Origin of the sequence: Brevibacterium sp. 'Marine' (assembly GCF_012844365.1) — a bacterium.
Classification (GTDB): domain Bacteria; phylum Actinomycetota; class Actinomycetes; order Actinomycetales; family Brevibacteriaceae; genus Brevibacterium.
In genome coordinates this window covers 107,610-127,870 of sequence record NZ_CP051626.1, presented here as the reverse complement: position 1 = coordinate 127,870, position 20,261 = coordinate 107,610, and the positions used below count along the sequence as shown (strand labels likewise).

Sequence of the window (20,261 nt, the reverse complement as noted above, 5' to 3'; positions counted from 1 at the left end):
TCCGCACCTGCCCTGAAGCCGTGGAATCGTGACCCCGCTCACGCCACCATGGGGTCATGACCATTGACGTTCCCACCACAGGCCGCTCACTGCCCCAGCTGCAGCCGATCAGCTTCATCGGCGCAGATGGCCGGCTCACCGACACTCCGACCGAGGGGCTGCGCATCCCCAGCGATGCCACCCTCACCGGTCTCTACCGGCAGATGGTCCTCGTCCGCCGGTTCGAAGCACAGGTCACGCACCTGACCCGGCAGGGTCGACTCGCGACCTACCCCTCTGCGGCAGGTCAGGAAGCCGCCGAGGTGGGGGCCACCACCGCGCTGGCCCCGAACGATTGGCTGTTCCCCACCTACCGCGACTCGGCAGCGCTGCTGACACGCGGAGTGCCCGTCGCCGAGATCCTCGCCGCCTTCCGCGGGGACTGGCACTGCGGTTTCGATCCGCAGGAATATCACGCCTCACCTTCGGCGACACCGCTGGCGACGCAGACTCTGCACGCCACGGGATTCGCGATGGCCGCGAAGCTCAAGGGCGAGGACGCCGCGACTCTGACCTTCCTCGGCGACGGCGCCAGCAGTGAAGGCGATACCCACGAGGCCTTCAACTTCGCCTCCGTGTGGCAGACCCCGACGGTGTTCGTCCTGCAGAACAACCAGTACGCGATCTCCACTCCCCTGCGGGAGCAGACGAACGCGACGATGCTCGCCGACCGGGCCGCCGGCTACGGAATGCCCGGCCTGCGCGTCGACGGCAATGACGTCGCCGCCGTGTTCGCCGCCGTCTCCGCGGCGCTGGCGCGCGGTCGGAACGGAGACGGTCCGACCCTCATCGAGTGCCTCACCTACCGGATGGAATCGCACACGAACTCCGACGATCCGACGAAGTACCGCGACTCCGAAGAGGTCGAGCACTGGAAGCAGTTCGATCCCATCGACCGTCTCGAGAAGTATCTGCGCCAGTCCGAGGCCCTTGACGATGCGAAGGTCGCCGAGGTCGCCGAGGCGGCTGAGACCCTGGCCGCGTCCGTCCGCGAGGCCATGAACCAAGAGGCCGAGATCGACCCGCGCGAACTCTTCGCCCACGTCTATGCGACCCCGCGCACGGCCCTTGCCGAACAGCAGCAGGTCGTCGAAGCCGAACTCGCAGCGGCAGGCCGCGCATGAGCGTCACGGCACCCGAGGCGACATCCGCCCCCGCCCCGTCCTCGGTGACGATGACGAAGGCACTCAACCAGGCGCTGCGCGATTCCCTGGCCGACGACGACACCGTGCTCGTCTTCGGTGAGGATGTCGGCCGCCTCGGCGGGGTCTTCCGTGTCACCGAAGGTCTGCGGGCCGAATTCGGGTCGAACCGCGTCTGGGATTCCCCGCTTGCGGAGTCCGGCATCATCGGCACCGCAATCGGCATGGCGATGAACGGGATGCGACCTGTCGTCGAGATGCAGTTCGACGCCTACGCCTACCCTGCTTTCGAACAGATCGTCTCCCACGTGGCGAAGATGCGGAACCGGACGAAGGGCCGGGTCAGCCTGCCGATCACGATCCGGATCCCCTATGCCGGCGACATCGGCGGAGTCGAGCATCACTCGGATTCTTCGGAAGTCTATTGGACGTCGACGCCGGGGCTGACCGTCGTCACGCCGTCGAATCCGGCCGATGCGTATTCGCTGCTGCGCGAGTCGATCGCCTCTGACGACCCGGTCGTATTCATGGAGCCGAAGTCGCGGTATTGGATGAAGGAGATGCTGTCCCTGCCTGTGACGACGGCGCCGATGAATCGGGCGCAGGTCATCCGCGAGGGCACCGACGCCACTCTGCTCGCTTATGGTCCGACCGTGCGGACGGCACTGGATTCTGCTGAGGCCGGAGCCGAGCACGGACTGTCCATCGAGGTCATCGACCTGCGCACGCTCTCGCCGTTCGACGATGAGACGGTGTCCGCATCGGTGCGCAAGACCTCGCGCGCGGCGATCATCCATGAGGCCGCGCAGTTCGGCGGCTACGGCGCCGAGGTGGCCGCCCGCCTCACCGAACGCAACTTCACCCATCTGTCGGCCCCGATCCTGCGGGTCGCCGGATTCGATGTGCCCTATCCGTCGCCGAAGCTCGAGGAGTTCTACTTGCCGACCGTCGAACGCGTACTCGATGCGCTCGAGTCCTGGGATTGGGAGCTGTGATGAGTGCTGACGTGAATACGGGTACGCGAGAGTTCATCCTCCCCGACCTCGGCGAAGGGCTCACCGAGGCGGAGCTGATCTCCTGGAAGGTCGAGATCGGGGACGAGGTCCACGTCGATCAGATGGTCGTCGAGGTCGAGTCCGCGAAGTCCGTCGTCGAGCTCCCCTGCCCGTACGCCGGGCGGGTCGTCAGCCTTCACGCGAACGCCGGGGACACCGTCAGCGCAGGTCAGGCCCTGCTCACCGTCGCCGAGGCGGGGGCCGAGATGGGTGCGGGTGACGAGGGTGACGGCGGGACGCCTGCGAGCGTGAGCCAATCCGGCTCGTCGACGGAGAACTCCAGCGGCGCGAACCTCATCGGCTACGGCACTTCGGAGCCGAAGACCCGGCCGGCGAAGAAGCGCTCATTCGGCGGCAAGCACGCGGCCACACCGGCTGCGACATCTACCGCCGCACCGACTGCGGCGCCCGCTGTTCCGACCGTCATTCCAGATGCTCCTCCGCAGCCGCCGGCAGAAGCCCCATCGGCGGCTGCTAGCGACCACGTCTCCCCTGTGTCGTCTCCCCTCGTGCGCAAGCTCGCGAAGGATCACGGCATCAGTGCCAAGAGCCTGCCCGGCACGGGCCCCGGCGGGGTCGTGACCAGGGCTGATGTCACGGCCGCGATCGAGTCCGGGGCAGGTGCCGCTGCCCACGTCCCCGCGGGGACGTCACCGGCGAAGGCACCTTCGACTGCTGCGAGCTCCGACCAGAGCGACCGCGATACCCGCACCCCGATCACGGGGCTGCGGAAGGTCGTGTCCGAACGCCTCACGAAGTCGCGGCAGGAAATCCCCGAAGCGACTATCTGGCTCGACGTCGACGCCACCGAGCTGCTGGCGACGAAGAAGGCGCTCGAGGCCCGCACGGGTGAGAAGTATTCGCTGCTCTCGCTCGTCGCCCGCTTCGTCGTGGCCGGTCTGAAGAAGTACCCGATCATCAACTCGTCGATCGATACGGCCGCCGGTGAGATCGTCACCCACGGCGACATCAACCTCGGCCTGGCCGCGCAGACCCCGCGCGGGCTCATGGTCCCCGTCGTCCACGGGGCCGGCGAGATGAGCCTGCGGCAGCTGCGCGACTCCGTGTCCGAGACCGTCGGGAAGGCCGCCTCGGGGAGGTTCGATCCGTCTGAGCTGACCGGCGGCACGTTCACCTTGAACAACTACGGGATCTTCGGCGTCGACGGTTCGGCCCCGATCATCAACCTCCCCGAGGTGGCCATGCTCGGTCTCGGCAGGATCAAGGACCGCCCGTGGGTCGTCGACGGTGAGCTGACGGTGCGCAAGGTGATGTACCTGTCCTTCGTCTTCGACCACCGGGCGTGCGACGGTCAGGAGCCGAGCGAGTTCCTCACCTTCGTCGCCGACTGCATCGAGAACCCGGTCTCACTGCTGCCCGAGCTCTGAGGGCTGCCCTCGGGCAGGGCAGCACGAACGTCTTCCTCCGAGATCTCCGCACGGTCTCCGCTGTGCTTCCACGCCAGGTCGGCGATGGCCAGAAGACGACGGGGGTTGCCGTCCGCCGCTTCGAGAAGGCGGCGGACGGCACCCTCGGTGATCGACTTTCCGCTATCCGCGAGCGCTGTCGACACGAAGAGTCGCATACCGTCGTCGCTCAACCGTTCCAGATCGACTCGCGCCGACCGCGCCAAGTAGGGAATCGCGTCCGCCGCGAACAGCGCATTCGTTGCGTCGGCGGGACCGGTGAACGCGAGCGCGAGAGGAATGCCCTCGGCAAACGCGTCCGCCACCGTACCGGCCACCTGTTCCAGGTCCGGCAACGGTGCCCGATCGATATCGTCCACCGTGATGAGGACTCCGTGCCCCTCGTCGTCGAGCAATCGAGGAATCTGTGCTTCGGCCAATCGCTCGACCAGCCCGGCTCCACCTGGGAGATGCACGGTGGCCCAGCTGCGCGACGTCGCCACTTCCTCGAACACCGTGAGCATGGTGCTCTTCCCCATACCCGATTCACCGGTGACGAGCGTGGATCGCCCCATTGCGCCGTGACCGCTGTCAAGCGCATAGGCAAAATCGTTGATGAAGGACTGCCGTTCGACGAGCACAGGCGGGACCGTTCCCGGCTGTAGGGCGAAGGGAGAGCGTCGTTGTTCGGTCATCTCTGCCAGCATAGCCTTCCGGTTCCACACCCCGGTTCGCTGACGTTCGGGCCGATCGATTCCGAGGGCGCGCTTCGAGGCGAAGGTCGAGCGCCTCAGTCACTCATCCAGCAGAGCGGCCGCGTACATCGGACGGGCGGCATCGGCGCTCGGCGGGTGGAAGAGCCCGGCCGTGGCATCTCGGAAGAGGCGGGAGAGTTCGTGCTTGTTGCCGAATCCACTGCCGCTCGTGCACATCAGTGCGGTTTCAGCGTTTCGGCGGGCCGCCTCGGCGGACTTGATCCTCGCCCCCACCAGGCGCAACGGCCAACCGGCACCGTGGTCGATGAGGTCATCGAAGTCCCGAGCGTAGGTGTCGATCATCGCCGTCACGGGCATGAAGTCGAGATGCGCATCGGCCAGGCGCGTCCGGGCCTCGGGCACCTCGGCGAAGGTGACGCCGGCCTTCGCGGACTTCCGCTTGTGCAGTCCGGCGGCGCCCAGCTCGAGCGCTCGCGCCGCGACTCCGGCATAGACGGCGGCGATGAGCAGCTGGAAGTTGCTCGTGATCGCGAAGGTGAGCAGGTCGGGGTGCTTGCCGGCGGGGATGACGCGTGAGACCCGCTCAGGCTTCATCGGCACGCGGTCGAGGATCGTCGCCCGCGACTGCGAGGCCCGCATTCCCAGCACATCCCAGTCATCGGAGACCGTGATCCCGGGCGCATCCCGTTCGATGAACCCGTAGACGAGCTCGTCTGAGCCCACGGCACCGTGGACGATGAGCCTCGTCCATACGGGCGAGAGCGAGGTGAAGATCTTCACCCCGGTCAGCTCAAATCCGCCGTCGGCCGTCGGCACCGCCTCCGTGGTCGAACCCTGCAGGACCCAGTCGTTCGACGGTTCCGAGATGCCGAAGGCGAAGATCTCACCGGCCATGGCCTCGTCGAACACCCAGTTCAGCGCCTCGTCGCCGCGATCGGCCAGTGCCTTGACCACTCCGGTGGTCATGAGGTGCATGTTGATCGCCAGCGCCGTCGCCGGGGCCGCCGCTGCCAGCCGCTGCTGCAGTCGGCTGACCTCGAACAGGCTCAGCCCCGGCCCGCCATGCGACTGCGGGACGAACAGCTGAAGATAGCCGAGTTCCCCCAGTTCGGCGAGATCCTCGTCGAAGAATCGATTCTCCCGATCATAGACGTCGGCTCGTTCGCGGAATCTCTCCAGCACATCGTCGGGTAAGTACCGCGCAGAGAGTTCGCTCACGCGGGTCTCACGGTCGGTCATCGTCTCTCCTTCGTCGAGGGGTCGTGTGGTCGGCGCAGAATGATCGCCCCGTTGTGCCCGCCGAATCCGAACGACGTCGACAGCACGGTGTCCACGACCGCCTCGGCGAGGTCCTGCCCACCACTCATGTCACGGGCGTGACCTGCGACGATATCCCATTCGGGGAACTCGTTGTCGTCGAGGTTGAGCGTCGGGGGCAGCGTCTGATCCCGCAGCGTCAGGGTTGCGATGATCGCCTCGACGACCCCCGATGCGCCGAGGAGGTGCCCCGTCGTCGATTTCGTGGCCGAGATCGGGATCGTCCGTCCGGCCTCCCCCAGGGCTGCGTCGAAGGCGGCGAGTTCGGCTCGGTCGCCGGCCGGTGTGCCCGTCGCGTGGGCGTTGATGTGGTCGATATCGCCGGGTTCCAGCCCCGCATCGCTCACAGCCTGGACCACCGCCGAGGCGGCGCCCCGTCCGCCCGGATGCGGATTCGTCGGGTGGTGGGCATCGCTGGCGGCACCGAATCCGGCAAGCTCGGCCAGCGGCGTCGCCCCACGTGAGGCCGCCGAGTCGGCGGATTCGAGGAGGATCGCGGCCGCACCTTGGCTCATGACGAAGCCGTTGCGGCCCCGGTCGAAGGGACGGCTGGCGGCGGTCGGATCGTCTTCGTATCCGGCGGCGAGCGCGCGCATGTTCGCATTCGAGGCAAGATTGACCGGGCCGAGGCAGTCTTCCATGCCGACGACGAGCACGGCGTCGGCGTAGCCGTGGCGGATGCGACGCATCGCCTCGCCGAGGCCGATCGCCCCGGAGGCGCAGGTCGCCGAGACTCCCTGCCCGGGCCCGCGCAGATCGAAGCGTTGGCTGATCAGCGCCGCCGCGGAATCCGGTGCACCGTGGATGGACAGGGTCAGCGGCACCGACCTGGGGCCGTCGGCGTCGAGGCGGCGCGTCGCCGCCTGCATGGCGTCGACGGGTCCGGAGCCGGTGGCCGCGATCACGGCCGTGCGGTCACGATCCCAGGGCAGGTCCTCGGCCTCTGATTCGATGCCGCCTGCGCGCAGCGCCTGGTCGGCCGCGGCGATCGCCCAGTGCTGGACGGGGCTGAGCCGACGGGCGAGCGCCCGGGGCAGAACCTCCTCGGCGTCGAAGTCCGTGATCTGCCCGCCGATCCGCACCGCCAGGTCATCGAACCGCTCACCTGCGAGGACGTCGATGGCGCTGGTGCCGGTGCGCACGGATTCCCAGAGGGTCTCTGGGTCCTGACCGCTCGGGGTGATGGCGCCGAGTCCGGTGATGATGACGTCGCGCACGCCGTCCGTCCGGTGCCGATTGCTCCGGGAGGCGTTCACAGCCGCTGTGCCTTTCCGCTCATGACCAGGTCAACGGCTTCATGGCGTCGAATCTTCCCGCCGACGGTCCGCGGCAGCCGGTCGAGTACGTAGAACCGCCTCGGCACGAACTGCGGGGCCAGCTTTGCCCGGGCATGGTCGAGCAGTGTTGCTTTGTCGGGCGTGCCCGAGGTGCCGACTCCACCTCCGGGGACAGAGGCCGGTTCGATGACGAGGGCGACGATGCTGCCGAGACCGTCGTCGGGCAGCGCGATCGCGCAGACCTCGCCGAGGCGGCCCTGCCCCGAGTGCCGATCACCGCGGTCGAATCCCTCGAAGGCGCGTTCGATCTCGGGCAGGGACACCTTGTGCCCTCCGGTGATCGCGATGTCACCGGCCCGTCCGGCGAGTTGGAGGAGTCCGTTTTCGATCCGCCCCTGGTCACCGACCGTGGCCCAACCGTCGGGGCGTCGCAGCTGAGCGCCGGTGGTGCCGGTGACGTAGCCGTCCGAGCAGGCGGCGGCCTTGATCCAGACCGTGCCGATCTCTCCGTCGGGCAGGCGGGCGTCGGAATCGTCGCGGACCTCGACGCCGATGGTGTCGTAGATCGAGATCCAGGTGCCGTCGCCATCACGACTGTCGCCGATGAATCCGATCTCGGCGGCACCGTAGTAGCTGATCAAACGCGTGTCGGGGAGGACGTCGGCGAGTGCCGAGCGGATGGAGGCGGGCAGGTTCGCTCCTCCGGTGACGACGAGGTCGAGACCGTGGAAGTTCTCAGGTGTTCGGCGGGCCGCCTCGGCGAGGGCCTTGACCACGGCGGGCACGGCGACGACACGGGTGATGGTTTCGTCGGCGATGCGCGAGCCCATGGTGAAGGGGTCGAAGTCGTCGGCGACGTGGACGCTGCCGCCGGTGGCGAGGGATTCGATGACGGCGTAGAGGGTGAGGCTGTAGGACACCGGACCAGGCGCCAGGGTGGCCACTCCGGGGAAGGGTTCGAGGTGGGCCGAGGACACAACCACGTTGTCGCGGTACTGCTGTCGGGTCTTGATGAAGGCTTTCGGGTTGCTCGTCGTGCCGGAGGAGAAGAGCATGAGGAACGGCTCGGACGCCTCGCGGATGCTCGGCGGTGCGGTGTCGGCGGGATCGATGGCGGCTTCGCGGGCACGGAAGTCGGCGGCGGTGATGACGGTCCCGGTCCAGCCGGCGGCGGCGAGCGCCTCGGCGAGGTGGGTCGAGTCGCTGATGACAAGCCCGATGCCGGTGGTCGTGATGACTCCGACCTGGTGGCTCAACGGCCAGCGGGGATCGATCGTGGCCGAGACTGCGCGGAAGCCGGCGAGGCCGGCGATGATGCGGGAGGTCTCGAACGCCGAGGTGAGGCTGACGGCCGTGATCGGGATGCCGTGGGTCTCGGGAGCAGGACTCGGTGGGTCGGTCTGGGCACTGTGGAGGGCGTCGACGGCGGCGAACATCGTCCGCGAGCCCTCGGCGAGCTGCGAGTAGGTCAGCTGTCCGTCCCCACCGACGATCGCAAGCCGATCGGGGTCGACGCCGGCGACCTCGAGGATCGTCGCGGTGATCGGCATGCTTCCCTCCACAGTCTCGCTCCACGGCCGTCCGACCGAGCCGCCTGGCACCAGTATAGGAGCCGGTCGACTCCGCCAACTGAGCGACTGTACGCGTCCGCGTCGACCGTGCTTCATCACCCGGTCATCTGCAGCGCCGAAGATGACTGCTGGCGGACTCCGTCCGACTTCTCCTGGGACGGACCCGCGCATACCCCTCCCGCACCCGCACACAGGAACACACGATGACGAACGACACCCTCGCAGATTCCTCCCCTCGATTGACGCCCCGACCACGCTTCCTCGGCCCCGACCGCTGGTGGCACATCTGTTTCGGCCTCATGCTGGCGGCGACCCTGGTCTCGTTCACGCTGTGGTCGTTCGACTTCGTCGGAGCCGGGTCCAACCGGCTCGTCCTCATCACGACGATCGTCTTCGGCACGTTCATGGCCTTCAACATCGGTGGCAATGACGTGGCGAACTCCTTCGGCACCTCGGTGGGCGCCGGAACGTTGAGCATGAAGCAGGCGCTCATGGTCGCAGCGGTCTTCGAGGTCAGCGGTGCCGTCCTCGCCGGCGGTGAGGTCACCGACACCGTCCGCAGCGGCATCGTCGACCTCGGCGCGATCGACGTCGATCCCCTCGATTTCGTCTTCATCATGATGTCAGCTCTCCTCGGCGCCGCGATCTGGCTGCTCATCGCCACGAAGATGGGGTGGCCGGTCTCGACCACCCATTCGATCATCGGAGGGATCGTCGGTGCCGCCCTCACCTTGGGATTCGTCACCGGCACCGGCGGATTGGGGATGGTCCAGTGGGGCGGGATCGGCACGATCGCGATCTCCTGGGTGCTCTCCCCGGCGCTGGGCGGCGTGGTCGCCTTCGTGCTCTTCGGCGCGATCAGACGACACATCCTCGTCTACAACGATGAAGCCGATGCGAAGCTGCGCGAGATCAAGACCGCGAAGGCGGAGCTGCGGCAGGAGCACAAGAAGGCCCTCGAACGCCTCGACGAGATCCAGCAGATCTCCTACACCAATGCGATGACCAGGGACGCCGTCCTCATCAACGAACCCGACTATGACCCCGACGAACTCGAATCGGACTACTTCCGCCGCATGGCGGCCATCGAGACCGAGCGCTCGGGGCTGAACTCCCACCGCGCGCTCGAGACCTGGGTGCCGCTGCTGGCGGCCTTCGGCTCAATCGTCATCTCATCGATGCTGCTGTTCAAGGGACTGAAGAACCTCGAACTCGGCATCAGCTCCGTCGGCAACTTCCTCATCATGGCGATGATCGGTGCGGGCGTGTGGATGGCGGTCTTCATCTTCACGAAGACGCTGAAGAAGCAGACTCTGTCACGATCGACCTTCCTCCTCTTCTCATGGATGCAGGTCTTCACGGCATCGGCGTTCGCGTTCAGCCATGGCAGCAATGACATCGCCAATGCGATCGGCCCGTTCGCGGCGATCCTCGACGTGCTGCGGACGAACGAGATCAACGCCGAGGCGGGGGTGCCCGCCGCAGCCATGATCACCTGCGGCATCGCCCTCGTCGCGGGCCTGTGGTTCATCGGCCGCAATGTCATCAGGACGGTCGGCACGGGGCTGACGAAGATCCATCCTGCCTCGGGCTTCGCCGCCGAACTCTCCGCCGCGGGTGTCGTCATGGCCGCCTCGGTGCTCGGACTTCCGGTGTCGAGCACGCACATCCTCATCGGCGCCATCCTCGGTGTCGGGCTCGTCAACCGCGCCGCGAACTGGAATCTCATGAAGCCGATCGCCCTCGCCTGGGTGATCACGTTGCCCGCCGCCGCAGCCATCGGGGCGATCGGACTCGTGTCCCTGCGCGCGATCTTCGGCTGACCGGTCGCCGTCGGTCGGCACTCGGGTCGCTCTCACCTCGGTTCGGGACAATGCTGTCCATGAGTGACGCACACGGTCCGCCCGCATCCCAGCCGCTGTCCTCGACCGCGGCCCCACGCTGGAGTCGCGGCGACCAGATCCTGTGGACCTACACCAACCCGGCGCACCCAGGCCTGTACGACCAGCGCCCCGTCACGGTCATCGCCGACGACGAGAACCACCTGGCCGTCTGGCTGGAGTCGGGGACGAGGATGCTCCATCATGTGCTCGCCGACGGCTCGGGAATCCGCACCGCTGACGGACCCGCCCGCTTCGGTGCCCCACGGGCACAGGGCCTCAAACGGTGGCAGGGGCCGGGCGTCGTCGCTGTCTTCCAGCCGGGAGCCGACTATTCGGTGTGGTTCTTCGAGAACCCGGGCTCTCCCCGTCGCGATTCCTTCTACGTCAACCTCGAGGAGCCCTTCACCCGCTTCGACTGCGGCATCCTCACCTCCGACCACGTCCTCGACATCGTCGTCGACTCAGATGGCACCTACCGGCTCAAGGATGAGGACGAACTCGAATTCGCACGCTCAGCCGGGATGTTCTCCGACGAGAAGGTCGAGCGCATACGGGCGGCCGCGGACTCGGCCATCGAGGATGTCCGCACCTGGCGCTTCCCCTTCGACTCCGCCTACCCGGACTTCCAACCGGAACCCGACTGGCCGATGCCCGACCTCCCCGCCGAGGCGAGCTGGGACTTCGAGAGCTGAACCGCCCCCGCACCATTGCGCGAAAAACGGGCTGGGTGTCGAGAAACGCATGCGCACACACGTTTCTCGACACCCAGCCCGTTTCTCGACGACCGCGGAGGGCGAACCCCTCTCAGTCAGCCACGTAGTACATGCGTTTGTTGACGAATTCGTCCATGCCGTAGGGGCCGAGCTCGCGGCCGAAGCCCGAGCGCTTGGTGCCGCCGAACGGGATCTCCGCGCCCTCACCGGCCGGGGTGTTGACGTTCGACATGCCGACGTCGAGGCGCTGAGCGAGCTTCGCGGCACGCTCGGAATCCTTGGCGAACACGGCGCCGCCGAGGCCGAAGCGCGAGTCATTGGCCAGTGCCAGTGCCTCGTCATCGCTGGTGACCTTGTACACGGTGGCCACGGGTCCGAAGAGCTCTTCGCGGTAGGCGTCCATCTCCGAGGTGACTCCGGTGAGCACGGCCGGTGAGACATAGGCCGAACCGTCGCTGGCGAGCTCGCCGCCGACGAGGGTCGCACCCTGCTCGACGGCGCGGTCGAGCTGCTTGCGCAGGTTCTCGGCGGCCGAACGCGAGGACAGGGGCGAGTATTTGCCGTCGCCCGCCTCGGCGGGGGTGCCCTTCTCCCAGGACTGGGCACGTTCGGTCAGACCGGACACGAAGTCGTCGTAGATGTCGTCCATGACGATCATCCGCTTGTTCGCGTTGCAGACCTGGCCGGTGTTGTACAGGCGGGTGCCCCACGCGGTGTCGACGGCCTCGTTCATGTCATCGGTGTCGAGGATGATGTAGGGGTCGGAGCCGCCGAGCTCGAGCACGGCCTTCTTCAGGTACTTGCCGGCGGTGGCGGCCACGGCGGACCCGGCGCGCTCGGAGCCGGTCAGGGACACACCTTCGACGCGGTCGTCGGCGATGATCGTCTCGATCTGCTCATGGGTGGCGTAGATGTTGGAGTACACGCCTTCGGGGATGCCGGCTTCCTTCATGATCTCGGCGATCTTCGCCGAGGAGCGGGGGCAGATCTCCGCGTGCTTGAGGATGATCGTATTGCCGAGCACGAGGTTCGGGGCCGCGAAGCGGGCGACCTGGTAGTACGGGAAGTTCCAGGGCATGATGCCCAGCAGCGCACCGACGGGACGGCGCTGGATGAAGGCTTTGCCTCCGGACATCGATTCGATCGGCTCATCGGCGGCGAACTTCGGTCCGTTGTCCGCGTAGTAGTTGAAGATCGCCTCACAGAACTCGGCCTCTTCCTCACCTTCGGCGGTGGGCTTGCCCATCTCCTCCGCGATGATCTCGGCGAGTTCGGCCTTGCGCTCGCCGAAGAGAGCGGCGACCTTGTTGACGATCGCGGCGCGTTCCTCGATCGTCTTCTCGCGCCAGCTCAGGTAGCCCTTGTGTGCGGATTCGAGGACCTGCTGGACCTCGTCATCGGTGGCATTGTCGAATGTCTCGACGACCTCACCGGTGGCCGGGTTCTCGACGCGGTAGCCGCCTGCGGCACTGCCTACATTGCTCATTCCAGACTCCTTCGACTTCGGGCGCCTGTTGGCGCCGTTTAAGCAATCGCATACCTGTTCGCCGTCGGAATCGACGGATTGCGTATGCCTGTCTCACACGCTATCAACACGTGACCCGCGCAACAAGTGCCGGAACCTGGGGGAATCATCAGTGCCGGATCGTGCCCGACGTGTTCGCCGAGGAGGTGCGGATTCCGAATCAACCACGACGAAATCCGAACCGCCCTCAACGTGGATCGAACAGCCGCCGCGGCACGCTCACGAATCAGCCGCCGCGGTGTGGGGATCGGCTCCGGCACGAGGTACCGGACCCGTTCGCCCACCCGCAGCAGACCTCACCGGCGCAGCAGACCTCACCGCCCCACGAGGTCGAGCGCCGCAGAGACGATCGAGTCCGTGTCGATTCCGTGGAGCGCATGTGCCTGACTCACCGAGGAGGCCTGACCGAATTCCGTGACGCCGAGGTTGCGGGTGCGATCCCCGCGCACTCCGGCGAGGAAGGCCAGCGTGTGCGGGTGTCCGTCGAGGACGGTCACCAGGGGCGCGGGATGCGCGGCCGGGAACAGTTCGTCGGCGATGGCCGATCGGCGGCTCTGCCCCACCCGTCCGCGCTCCTGCACGGAGCGGAAGACCTTCGACGCCGAGCTCAGGCAGACGATTCCGGCCCGCACGCCCAAGGATTCCAGTCGGGCCGCAGCCGCGATGACCTCGGTCATGATCGCACCGGCGCCGACGAGCGTGACCTCATCCTCGGCCGCCGGACGGGCCGAGAGCCGGTAGCCTCCGGCGATGACCTGTTCGCGGCGGCGTTCGCGCAGCAGCGGATCCTCGGGCACTGCGGCGAGCTCCTGGGCCACGGGCCTGGTGGTCAGGCGGAAGTACGCCGAATCCCCGTGCGGGTCGGCGAGTTCGCGCAGCGCCTCGAGCAGGGTCCATTCGAGGTCCTGGGCGAAGGCCGGCTCCCAGCTCGTCAAGCCCGGGATCTCCAGAGTCACCGAGGGCGTGTTGAATGACTGGTGTGCCCCGCCCTCGGGTGCGAGCGTGACTCCGGACGGCGTGCCGACCATGATCGAGCGCCCACCGGCGTAGAGGCTGAACGTCCACGGTTCGAGGGCGCGGTTGATGAACGGATCGTAGATCGTCGCGATCGGCAGCAGCGGCTGTCCCCACCGGCTCCCGGTCGTCCCGAGCTCACCGGCCAGGGAGACGAGGTTGACCTCGGCGATGCCCATCTCGATGTGCTGACCGCGCGAGCCTTCCTGCCATTTGAGGACTCGTTCCCGGTCATCGGAGAACCAGTCCTCCCGCCCGGCCGGGGACCAGATCCCGGTCTTGTTGATCCACCCGCCGAGGTTGGTCGACGTGGCCACGTCCGGTGAGACGGTGACGACGCGGCGGGCCACCTCGGGGGCGACGTGCTTGAGGTCGGAGAGGAACCGACCCAGCGTGGCCTGGGTGGAGATCGTCGGCCGCGGGGAGAATCCCAGCTCAGCGGGCACCTCGGCGACGGTGTGGGTCTCATGGTCCTCGCGGCGCAGGCGCTCTGCGGTCTGGGCGCAGAGCCTCCCGGCCGGGGTGTCGGGGTCGAAGCGGACCCACGGATCGTCGAGGTCCATCCCCGAGGCGGCCGCGAGGTCGCGCATCTGCGCCTCGGTGAGCTGGGCGGCGTGGTTGCCCGGGTGGCCCTCGGTGGCGAGCCCCTTGCCCTTGATCGTGTAGGCGAAGACGACGGTGGGTCGGTCGTCGTCGATGGCCTCGAAGGCCTCGACGAGCTGCCCGAGGTCGTGTCCGCCGAGGTCGCGGATGAGGGAGGCGATCTCATCGGGTGAGAACGGGTCGATGACCGCGCGCAGCGCCGTGGCCGCGGACTCGTCGAGGCCGGCGAGGAGACGGTCGTGGACCTCGGTGGGGTGAGCGCGCAGGAGCCGCTGGTATTCGGGGTTGGGCATCGAGACGAGCCGATCTTTGAGCGCCTGCCCGCCCGGGGCGGCGAAGACGGCCTCGAGGCGGCGCCCCCACGGGCAAGTGAGGACCTGCCAGCCGGCGGCGGCGAACATGCCCTGGAGGCGTTTGATCTGCACGTCGGGGATGACCCGGTCGAGGGACTGCCGGTTGAGGTCGACGATCCACACGATCTCGCCGAGGGTGCGCACCTCGGGGTCGATGATGGCCTCCCATACCGCGCCTTCGTCCATCTCGGCATCCCCGAGCAGCGAATAGAAGCGCCCGGCCCGTGGGGTGTCGGGGAACCGGTCGGAGACGTAGCGGTGGGACAGTGCGGCCCAGATCGGGGCGGTCGCGCCGATGCCCACCGACCCCGTGGAGAAGTCGACGGTGTCGGGGTCCTTCGTCCGGGAGGGGTAGGGCTGGAGTCCTCCGCGGCTGCGCAGCGTGTCCAGATGGTGTTCAGCGAGATCGCCGAGGAGGTAGTTGATCGCGTGGAGGACCGGTGAGGCGTGGGGCTTGGCCGAGACCCTGTCGATCGAGCGCAGGCGGGCGAACCACAGGGCGGTCATGATGCCCGCCATCGAGGCCGAGGACGACTGGTGGCCGCCGACCTTGACCCCATCGGGGTTCTCCCGCCCCCGATTGGCCCGGTCGATGATCGACGTGGCCAGCCAGAGCACGCGCTGGGCGATCTCGTCGAGGACCCGGTCCTCCCCCGAGGCCGAGGCCCGCAGCGGTCTGTCGTTCGTGCCGGGCGGGCTGACCTGGATCGAGGTCTCGAACTGGTGGCGATCCTGCTCGTGGTCGCCGTCCTGCGGGGGCTGAGATCCGTGTGCGGTCGTCATCTCATCGATCCTTCCTCAAGGGGGTGGCTGTGTCGTGGGATGGGCGTCGTCCCGCCTCAAGGGGGTGGTTGCGTCGTGGGATGGGCGTCGTCCCGATCAGAAGATCGAGGAGTAGGCGTTGAGGGCCAGCTGCCCACCGAGGTGGGCATAGAGGACGGTCGAATCCTTGCCGATCGTGCCATCAGCAACGAGGTCGAGGAGCCCGGCCATCGACTTGCCTTCGTAGACGGGGTCGAGGATGACGCCTTCGAGCTGGGCGGTGGTGCGGATCGCCTCGACGGTCGAATCGTCGGGGATGCCGTAGGCGGGTCCTTCCCAACCCGAGCGGATGTCGACTTCGTCGGCGGTGATCTCGCGGCCGAGCCCGATGAGGTCGGCCGTGGTGTTCGCGATCCGCTGCACCTGGTCGCGGGTCTTGGCGATCGTGGCCGAGGCATCGATGCCGATGACCTTGCGGGGGCGGCCGCCTGCGGCTTCGAGGGCGGCGAAGCCGGCGATCATGCCGGCATGCGTCGACCCGGTCACGGTGCACACGACGATCGTGTCGAAGAAGACGCCGAGCTCCTTCTCCTGTGCGGCGACCTCATACGCCCAGTTCGCGAACCCGAGCCCGCCGAACTTGTGCTCCGAGGCCCCGGCCGGGATCGGATAGGGCCTGCCGCCGGACTCTTCGACCTCGTGCAGTGCGTTCTCCCAGCTCGAGCGGATGCCGATGTCGAATCCGGCGGAGTCGAGGCGGACGTCGGCGCCCATGATGCGGGAGAGCTCGATATTGCCGACTTTGTCATTGCCCGGATCCTCCCAGTCGACCCAGCGTTCCTGCACGAGGCGGGCCTTCAGCCCCAGGTGAGCGGCGACGGCCGCGACCTGCCGGGTGTGGTTGGACTGGTATCCGCCGATCGAGACGAGAGTGTCCGCCCCCGAGGCGAGGATGTCGGGGACGATGTACTCGAGTTTGCGGGTCTTGTTGCCCCCGAAGGCGAGTCCCGAGTTGACGTCCTCGCGTTTGGCCCAGACCCTGGCCCCGCCGAGGTGGTCGCTCAGTCGCGGGAGTTCGTGCACGGGGCTGGGGCCGAAGGTCAGTGGGTAGCGTTCGAAATCGGTGATGGCCATGGTGTCCTCTGTTCTCTGGGCGGTGGGGGCTCTCCGGGCGACGGTGCTCGACAGCTCCCCGACGGTGCCGGTGCGAACCGCGGCCGCGGTGGCGGCCGACTGACTCCGAGCGGACAGGGTGTGTCCGGTGACGAGGCGTGCCGGATGAGGCGTGCCCCCTGCGTCGGTGTGTCCTGGATCGCAACGTGCAATATGCAATATATTGCATTCTGGCCGTGCATACAATGAGCACAGACCATTCGCGTCGCCCAGCTCAGCCGATGGCACCGATCAGAGGCCTCCACCGACGAGCTGCGACGAGAGCGAACTCCGAGAATGAAAGGGCCGAGCGTGCCGATCCCCACGGACTCACCGGTGGCGCACCGCACTCTGCTGCGCGATGACGTCTACCGCTCGATCCGCGATGCCATCGTCCGCGGTCAGCTCGCCCCGGGCGAGCAGCTGCGCGACCAGGAGCTCGGCGCCTGGCTGCAGGTCTCCCGGACCCCCGTGCGGGAGGCGCTGCAGCGCCTGGCCCAGGCCGGGCTCGTCGTCGCCGAGCCCGGGCGGATGACTCGGGTGGCCCCCGAGGACCCGGAGCTCATCCTGGCGGCCAGGCAGATCGCCGCCGAACTCCACGCCCTGGCGTTCGACCTCGCATTCCCCAGCCTCGACGAGGCCGCGCTGCACCTGATGGAGCGGGCCAACGACCGCCTGCACGCGGCCCTTGCCGACGGCGATGCCGAAGCGGCGATCGCCGCCGACGACGACTTCCACGAGGTGGCCCTCAACCGATCCGGCAACCCCCTCATCCCCGATCACCTCGAGGTCGTCACCGCCACCCTCCGCCGCGCGGAGTACCTCCACTTCGAATCGGTGAAGGGATCAGCCTCGCCGGAACAGCACACCGAGATCATCACCGCCGTTCGCGCCGGTGAGCATGCGCAGGCCGTCGCCCTGACGCGGGCGAACTGGTCGACCATCGAAGGGGATTCGCCCCACGGGGCCTGAGTCGAACGCCTCCCCGCTGCGGGTTCCGGAGCGATGACCGCACCGCTGACTCTTCTAGTCATCTGATGACTTGTGCTAGAGTCCTCACCACGATCACCGACGATCAGAGGACTGAGGATGTCATCGACGACGAAACGCATCACGACCGCCCTGCTCGCGACCGCCGCGAGCCTTACCCTGCTGACAGGCACAGCTGCGGCCCCGGGAATGGCAGGAACCGCACCGGCCGTCCCTTCGGCCGGCTGCGGCACCGAACAGAAGCCCGGCAATGACGAGAGGACGATCTCCACGGCAGACGGCGAGCGCAGCTATCGGATCAACATTCCGCGCGGCTACGAGACCGCGACTCCCCTGCCGCTCGTCCTCGGATTCCACGGCAACGGTTCCGACGGCGCCGAATTCCAGAACTACACGGGCCTGCCGACCCTGCCCGCAATCACCGTCTTCCCCGACGGTGACCTCAATGACGGCAAGCGCTCCTGGCAGGGAGCCCCGTACGCCAGCGGAGCCGACGACGTCGCGTTCGTCGCCGATCTGCTCGACTCGGTCGAATCCGAGCACTGCATCGACCTCAATCGGGTCTATGCCACCGGCAAGTCGAACGGCGGCGGATTCGTCTCCGTTCTCGCCTGTCACCTGCGCGATCGCTTCTCCGCGTTCGCTCCCGTCGCCGGTGCCTACTATCCGCAGTCGACAGAGGGCTGCGATTATTCGACGCCGACGCCGATGCTCGCCATCCACGGCACGGGGGACGCGACGATGCACTACGAGGGCGGTCACCGCCAAGGCGAGGACTATCCGGGAGTGCGCGAATGGATCCAGCCCTGGGCGGAGGCATCGGGCTGCGCGACGACGACCGAACGTCAGGTCGGACGCAAGGGCGAAGACGTGGTGCGCACCCAATGGACGCAATGCGATGCCCAAGTCGAGCTCTACTCCGTCGCCGACGGCGGCCACGTCTGGCCGGGTGAGGTCGTCTACAGCGGCGGCGGATACGTCACGAAGGACTTCTCGGCCACCGCGACCGTCTGGGAGTTCTTCCGCAGCCATCCGGGCGCAACGCAGGGGCCGACCTCGTAGAGACCAACCAGCCCCGACCCAGAACTGACCGACCAGGGCCACCCCAAAGGTGACCGTTGACACATCCTAACCTAAAGTGATTAGATGACTTAAACACTTGAAGGAGAGCACCATGACGTCCACCGTCGGACTCGTCGAACGCCTCACTCGCGACATTGTCGACACCATCCGCACCGAGAACCTCCAGCCCGGGCAGACCCTGCCCTCGGCCAAGGTCCTCGCCGCACGCTTCGAGGTCACCGTACCCACCGTCCGAGAGGCCCTGCGCCGACTCGAAGCCACGGGCTCGGTCGAACTCAAGCACGGCTCGGGCACCTACGTCCGCGAAGCGATCAACCGCCGCATCCTCGACAACCCGCACTATGTGCCCGTCGACCTCGCAGCGGCCATCGAACTCCTCGATGCCCGCATCGCCATCGAACCCGGCATCGCCGAGCTCGCAGCGACGGTCCAGGCTGCGGATGCCGTGGCTTCCATGGAGTCCGCGCTCGACAATGCCCTCCAGGTCGAGACCGCGGTCCCGGCCGGCCACTTCCACGTCGAACTCGCTCGCGCTTCGGGCAACCGCGCTCTGCACGAGATGCTCGTGTCCCTGCTGGCCATCCATTCGCGGACCCAGCAGGCGGCACGCACGAGCTACGACCGCCTGCGCGACCACGACGAACACGCGGACATCCTCGATGCGATCCGTCGCGGCGACGGCTTCGAAGCCTCTCACCGCACCCGCAAGCACCTCGAGGCGATCAAGACCGCCGTCCTCGCCGACTGGACCGACGACACCATCAAGGACGGCAGTGCCGACACCATCGCAGGACCCCAGCGATGAGCCGCCCGGTGATCTCCGAGATCCGCCCGCATATCCGCGACTACGCCGAACTCACCTCGTTGGAGGTCGAACTCGCGAAGGATCGAAACAGCCTGCTCGTCCTTCCCGTCGGCGCCTGCGAACAGCACGGTGACGGACTGCCCCTGGGCACCGACACCATCCGCGCCGCTCACGTCGCCCGCGCCGTCGTCGACCGGCTCCGCGACAGCGCCGACGGCGATCAGGTTCGGGCGGGCAGCGCCTTCGTCCTGCCGAGCATCGACTACGGCGTCTCCCCGCACCACCGGTTCCTGCCCGGCACGATCAACATCGGCCCGCAGCTGTTCGTCGACCTCGTCTCCTCGATCGTGCGCCAGCTCGCCGATGCCGGCTTCGACAGACTCCTCGTCATCACCGGTCACGGCGGCAACCTCGCCGCGCTCGGAGTGGTCCAGCAGTCCCTGCTCGCCACTCATCCGGACTTCGTCTTCGCCTATGCCCCGGTCTCCGCCCTGGCCACCGAGGCGACCGCCGCCCTTCCCCGCACCGAGGTCAGCGGCCACTGCGGAGAGTCCGAGACCTCGCAGATGCTCGCCATCGACGAATCCCTCGTCGACTCGGGCCACCTCAACCCCGGCGCCACCCGGCTCGACGATCTCGACCCGCGCGCCCGACTCTCCCGAACGAAGTCACCGTCAACCGCGGTGACATTCGACCGCTACGCCGACAACGGCGTCCTCGGCGATCCACGCACCGCCACGGCCGCGGCCGGGGAGGACATCCTCGGCGAGGTCATCGACCGACTCGTCGCCTACTGTCAGGAGCTGCAGAGACTGTGACAATCGCTTCTCACTGACCGGCCGCCCGGCCGACACC

At 67.6% G+C, this 20,261-nt stretch carries 16 protein-coding genes; 9 read left to right on the top strand and 7 right to left on the bottom strand.

Going from position 1 to position 20,261, the window contains the following annotated elements:
• Positions 1–56: 56 nt before the first annotated feature.
• From pdhA to HF684_RS00550, 3 genes are read left to right on the top strand one after another with little or no spacing between them, the layout of a single operon-like run.
• Positions 57–1,163 (top strand): pyruvate dehydrogenase (acetyl-transferring) E1 component subunit alpha, encoded by a 1,107-nt coding sequence (pdhA, locus tag HF684_RS00560; protein WP_169250873.1) that lies wholly within the window; start codon positions 57–59, stop codon positions 1,161–1,163.
• A complete protein-coding gene (locus HF684_RS00555) occupies positions 1,160–2,176 on the top strand; it encodes an alpha-ketoacid dehydrogenase subunit beta (protein ID WP_169250872.1) in 1,017 nt (338 codons plus the stop codon). The genes pdhA and HF684_RS00555 overlap by 4 nt, the downstream gene beginning before the upstream one ends.
• Complete coding sequence (locus HF684_RS00550) at positions 2,176–3,624, top strand: dihydrolipoamide acetyltransferase family protein (RefSeq protein ID WP_169250871.1); 1,449 nt, start codon at positions 2,176–2,178, stop codon at positions 3,622–3,624. The genes HF684_RS00555 and HF684_RS00550 overlap by 1 nt, the downstream gene beginning before the upstream one ends.
• On the opposite strand, the gene HF684_RS00545 is transcribed toward HF684_RS00550, so the two are convergent.
• The 4 genes from HF684_RS00545 to HF684_RS00530 all read right to left on the bottom strand — a co-directional run bounded on the left by HF684_RS00545 (position 3,549) and on the right by HF684_RS00530 (position 8,502).
• Entirely contained in the window at positions 3,549–4,337 is a 789-nt protein-coding gene (locus HF684_RS00545; RefSeq protein ID WP_169250870.1) for an ATP-binding protein, read from the bottom strand. The two genes, HF684_RS00550 and HF684_RS00545, sit on opposite strands and share 76 nt — an antisense overlap.
• Positions 4,338–4,436: 99 nt before the next feature.
• A complete protein-coding gene (locus HF684_RS00540; RefSeq protein WP_169250869.1) occupies positions 4,437–5,597 on the bottom strand; it encodes an acyl-CoA dehydrogenase family protein in 1,161 nt (386 codons plus the stop codon).
• Complete coding sequence (locus HF684_RS00535) at positions 5,594–6,892, bottom strand: beta-ketoacyl-[acyl-carrier-protein] synthase family protein (RefSeq protein WP_169250868.1); 1,299 nt, start codon at positions 6,890–6,892, stop codon at positions 5,594–5,596. The genes HF684_RS00540 and HF684_RS00535 overlap by 4 nt, the downstream gene beginning before the upstream one ends.
• A gap of 35 nt (positions 6,893–6,927) precedes the next feature.
• Positions 6,928–8,502, bottom strand: a complete 1,575-nt coding sequence (locus tag HF684_RS00530) for a class I adenylate-forming enzyme family protein (protein WP_169250867.1) — start codon at positions 8,500–8,502, stop codon at positions 6,928–6,930.
• A gap of 224 nt (positions 8,503–8,726) precedes the next feature.
• Here HF684_RS00530 and HF684_RS00525 point away from each other — a divergent pair, with 224 nt between their 5' ends.
• Together HF684_RS00525 and HF684_RS00520 are read left to right on the top strand one after the other, a co-directional pair.
• A complete protein-coding gene (locus HF684_RS00525) occupies positions 8,727–10,346 on the top strand; it encodes an inorganic phosphate transporter (protein ID WP_169250866.1) in 1,620 nt (539 codons plus the stop codon).
• A gap of 59 nt (positions 10,347–10,405) precedes the next feature.
• Positions 10,406–11,098 carry a DUF402 domain-containing protein gene (locus HF684_RS00520; RefSeq protein ID WP_169250865.1) on the top strand — a complete coding sequence of 231 codons (693 nt, stop codon included), beginning with the start codon at positions 10,406–10,408 and terminating at the stop codon, positions 11,096–11,098.
• Between the two features lie 112 nt (positions 11,099–11,210).
• On the opposite strand, the gene HF684_RS00515 is transcribed toward HF684_RS00520, so the two are convergent.
• The 3 genes from HF684_RS00515 to HF684_RS00505 form a co-directional block, all read right to left on the bottom strand.
• On the bottom strand, positions 11,211–12,605 hold the full coding sequence (locus HF684_RS00515; protein WP_169250864.1) for an NAD-dependent succinate-semialdehyde dehydrogenase: 1,395 nt from the start codon (positions 12,603–12,605) through the stop codon (positions 11,211–11,213).
• A 353-nt stretch (positions 12,606–12,958) separates the two neighbouring features.
• Positions 12,959–15,397 (bottom strand): pyruvate dehydrogenase, encoded by a 2,439-nt coding sequence (locus HF684_RS00510; protein WP_169250863.1) that lies wholly within the window; start codon positions 15,395–15,397, stop codon positions 12,959–12,961.
• Positions 15,398–15,493: 96 nt separating this feature from the next.
• Positions 15,494–16,510 carry a 1-aminocyclopropane-1-carboxylate deaminase gene (locus HF684_RS00505; protein ID WP_169250862.1) on the bottom strand — a complete coding sequence of 339 codons (1,017 nt, stop codon included), beginning with the start codon at positions 16,508–16,510 and terminating at the stop codon, positions 15,494–15,496.
• A gap of 330 nt (positions 16,511–16,840) precedes the next feature.
• On the opposite strand from HF684_RS00505, the gene HF684_RS00500 reads away from it, so the two are divergent.
• The 4 genes from HF684_RS00500 (at position 16,841) to HF684_RS00485 (ending at position 20,224) form a co-directional block, all read left to right on the top strand.
• On the top strand, positions 16,841–17,500 hold the full coding sequence (locus HF684_RS00500; protein ID WP_169250861.1) for a GntR family transcriptional regulator: 660 nt from the start codon (positions 16,841–16,843) through the stop codon (positions 17,498–17,500).
• A 117-nt stretch (positions 17,501–17,617) separates the two neighbouring features.
• A complete protein-coding gene (locus tag HF684_RS00495) occupies positions 17,618–18,580 on the top strand; it encodes a PHB depolymerase family esterase (protein WP_169250860.1) in 963 nt (320 codons plus the stop codon).
• 112 nt (positions 18,581–18,692) lie between these two features.
• Complete coding sequence (locus HF684_RS00490) at positions 18,693–19,406, top strand: GntR family transcriptional regulator (RefSeq protein ID WP_025777234.1); 714 nt, start codon at positions 18,693–18,695, stop codon at positions 19,404–19,406.
• Positions 19,403–20,224, top strand: a complete 822-nt coding sequence (locus HF684_RS00485; protein WP_169250859.1) for a creatininase family protein — start codon at positions 19,403–19,405, stop codon at positions 20,222–20,224. The genes HF684_RS00490 and HF684_RS00485 overlap by 4 nt, the downstream gene beginning before the upstream one ends.
• Positions 20,225–20,261 lie beyond the last annotated feature (37 nt).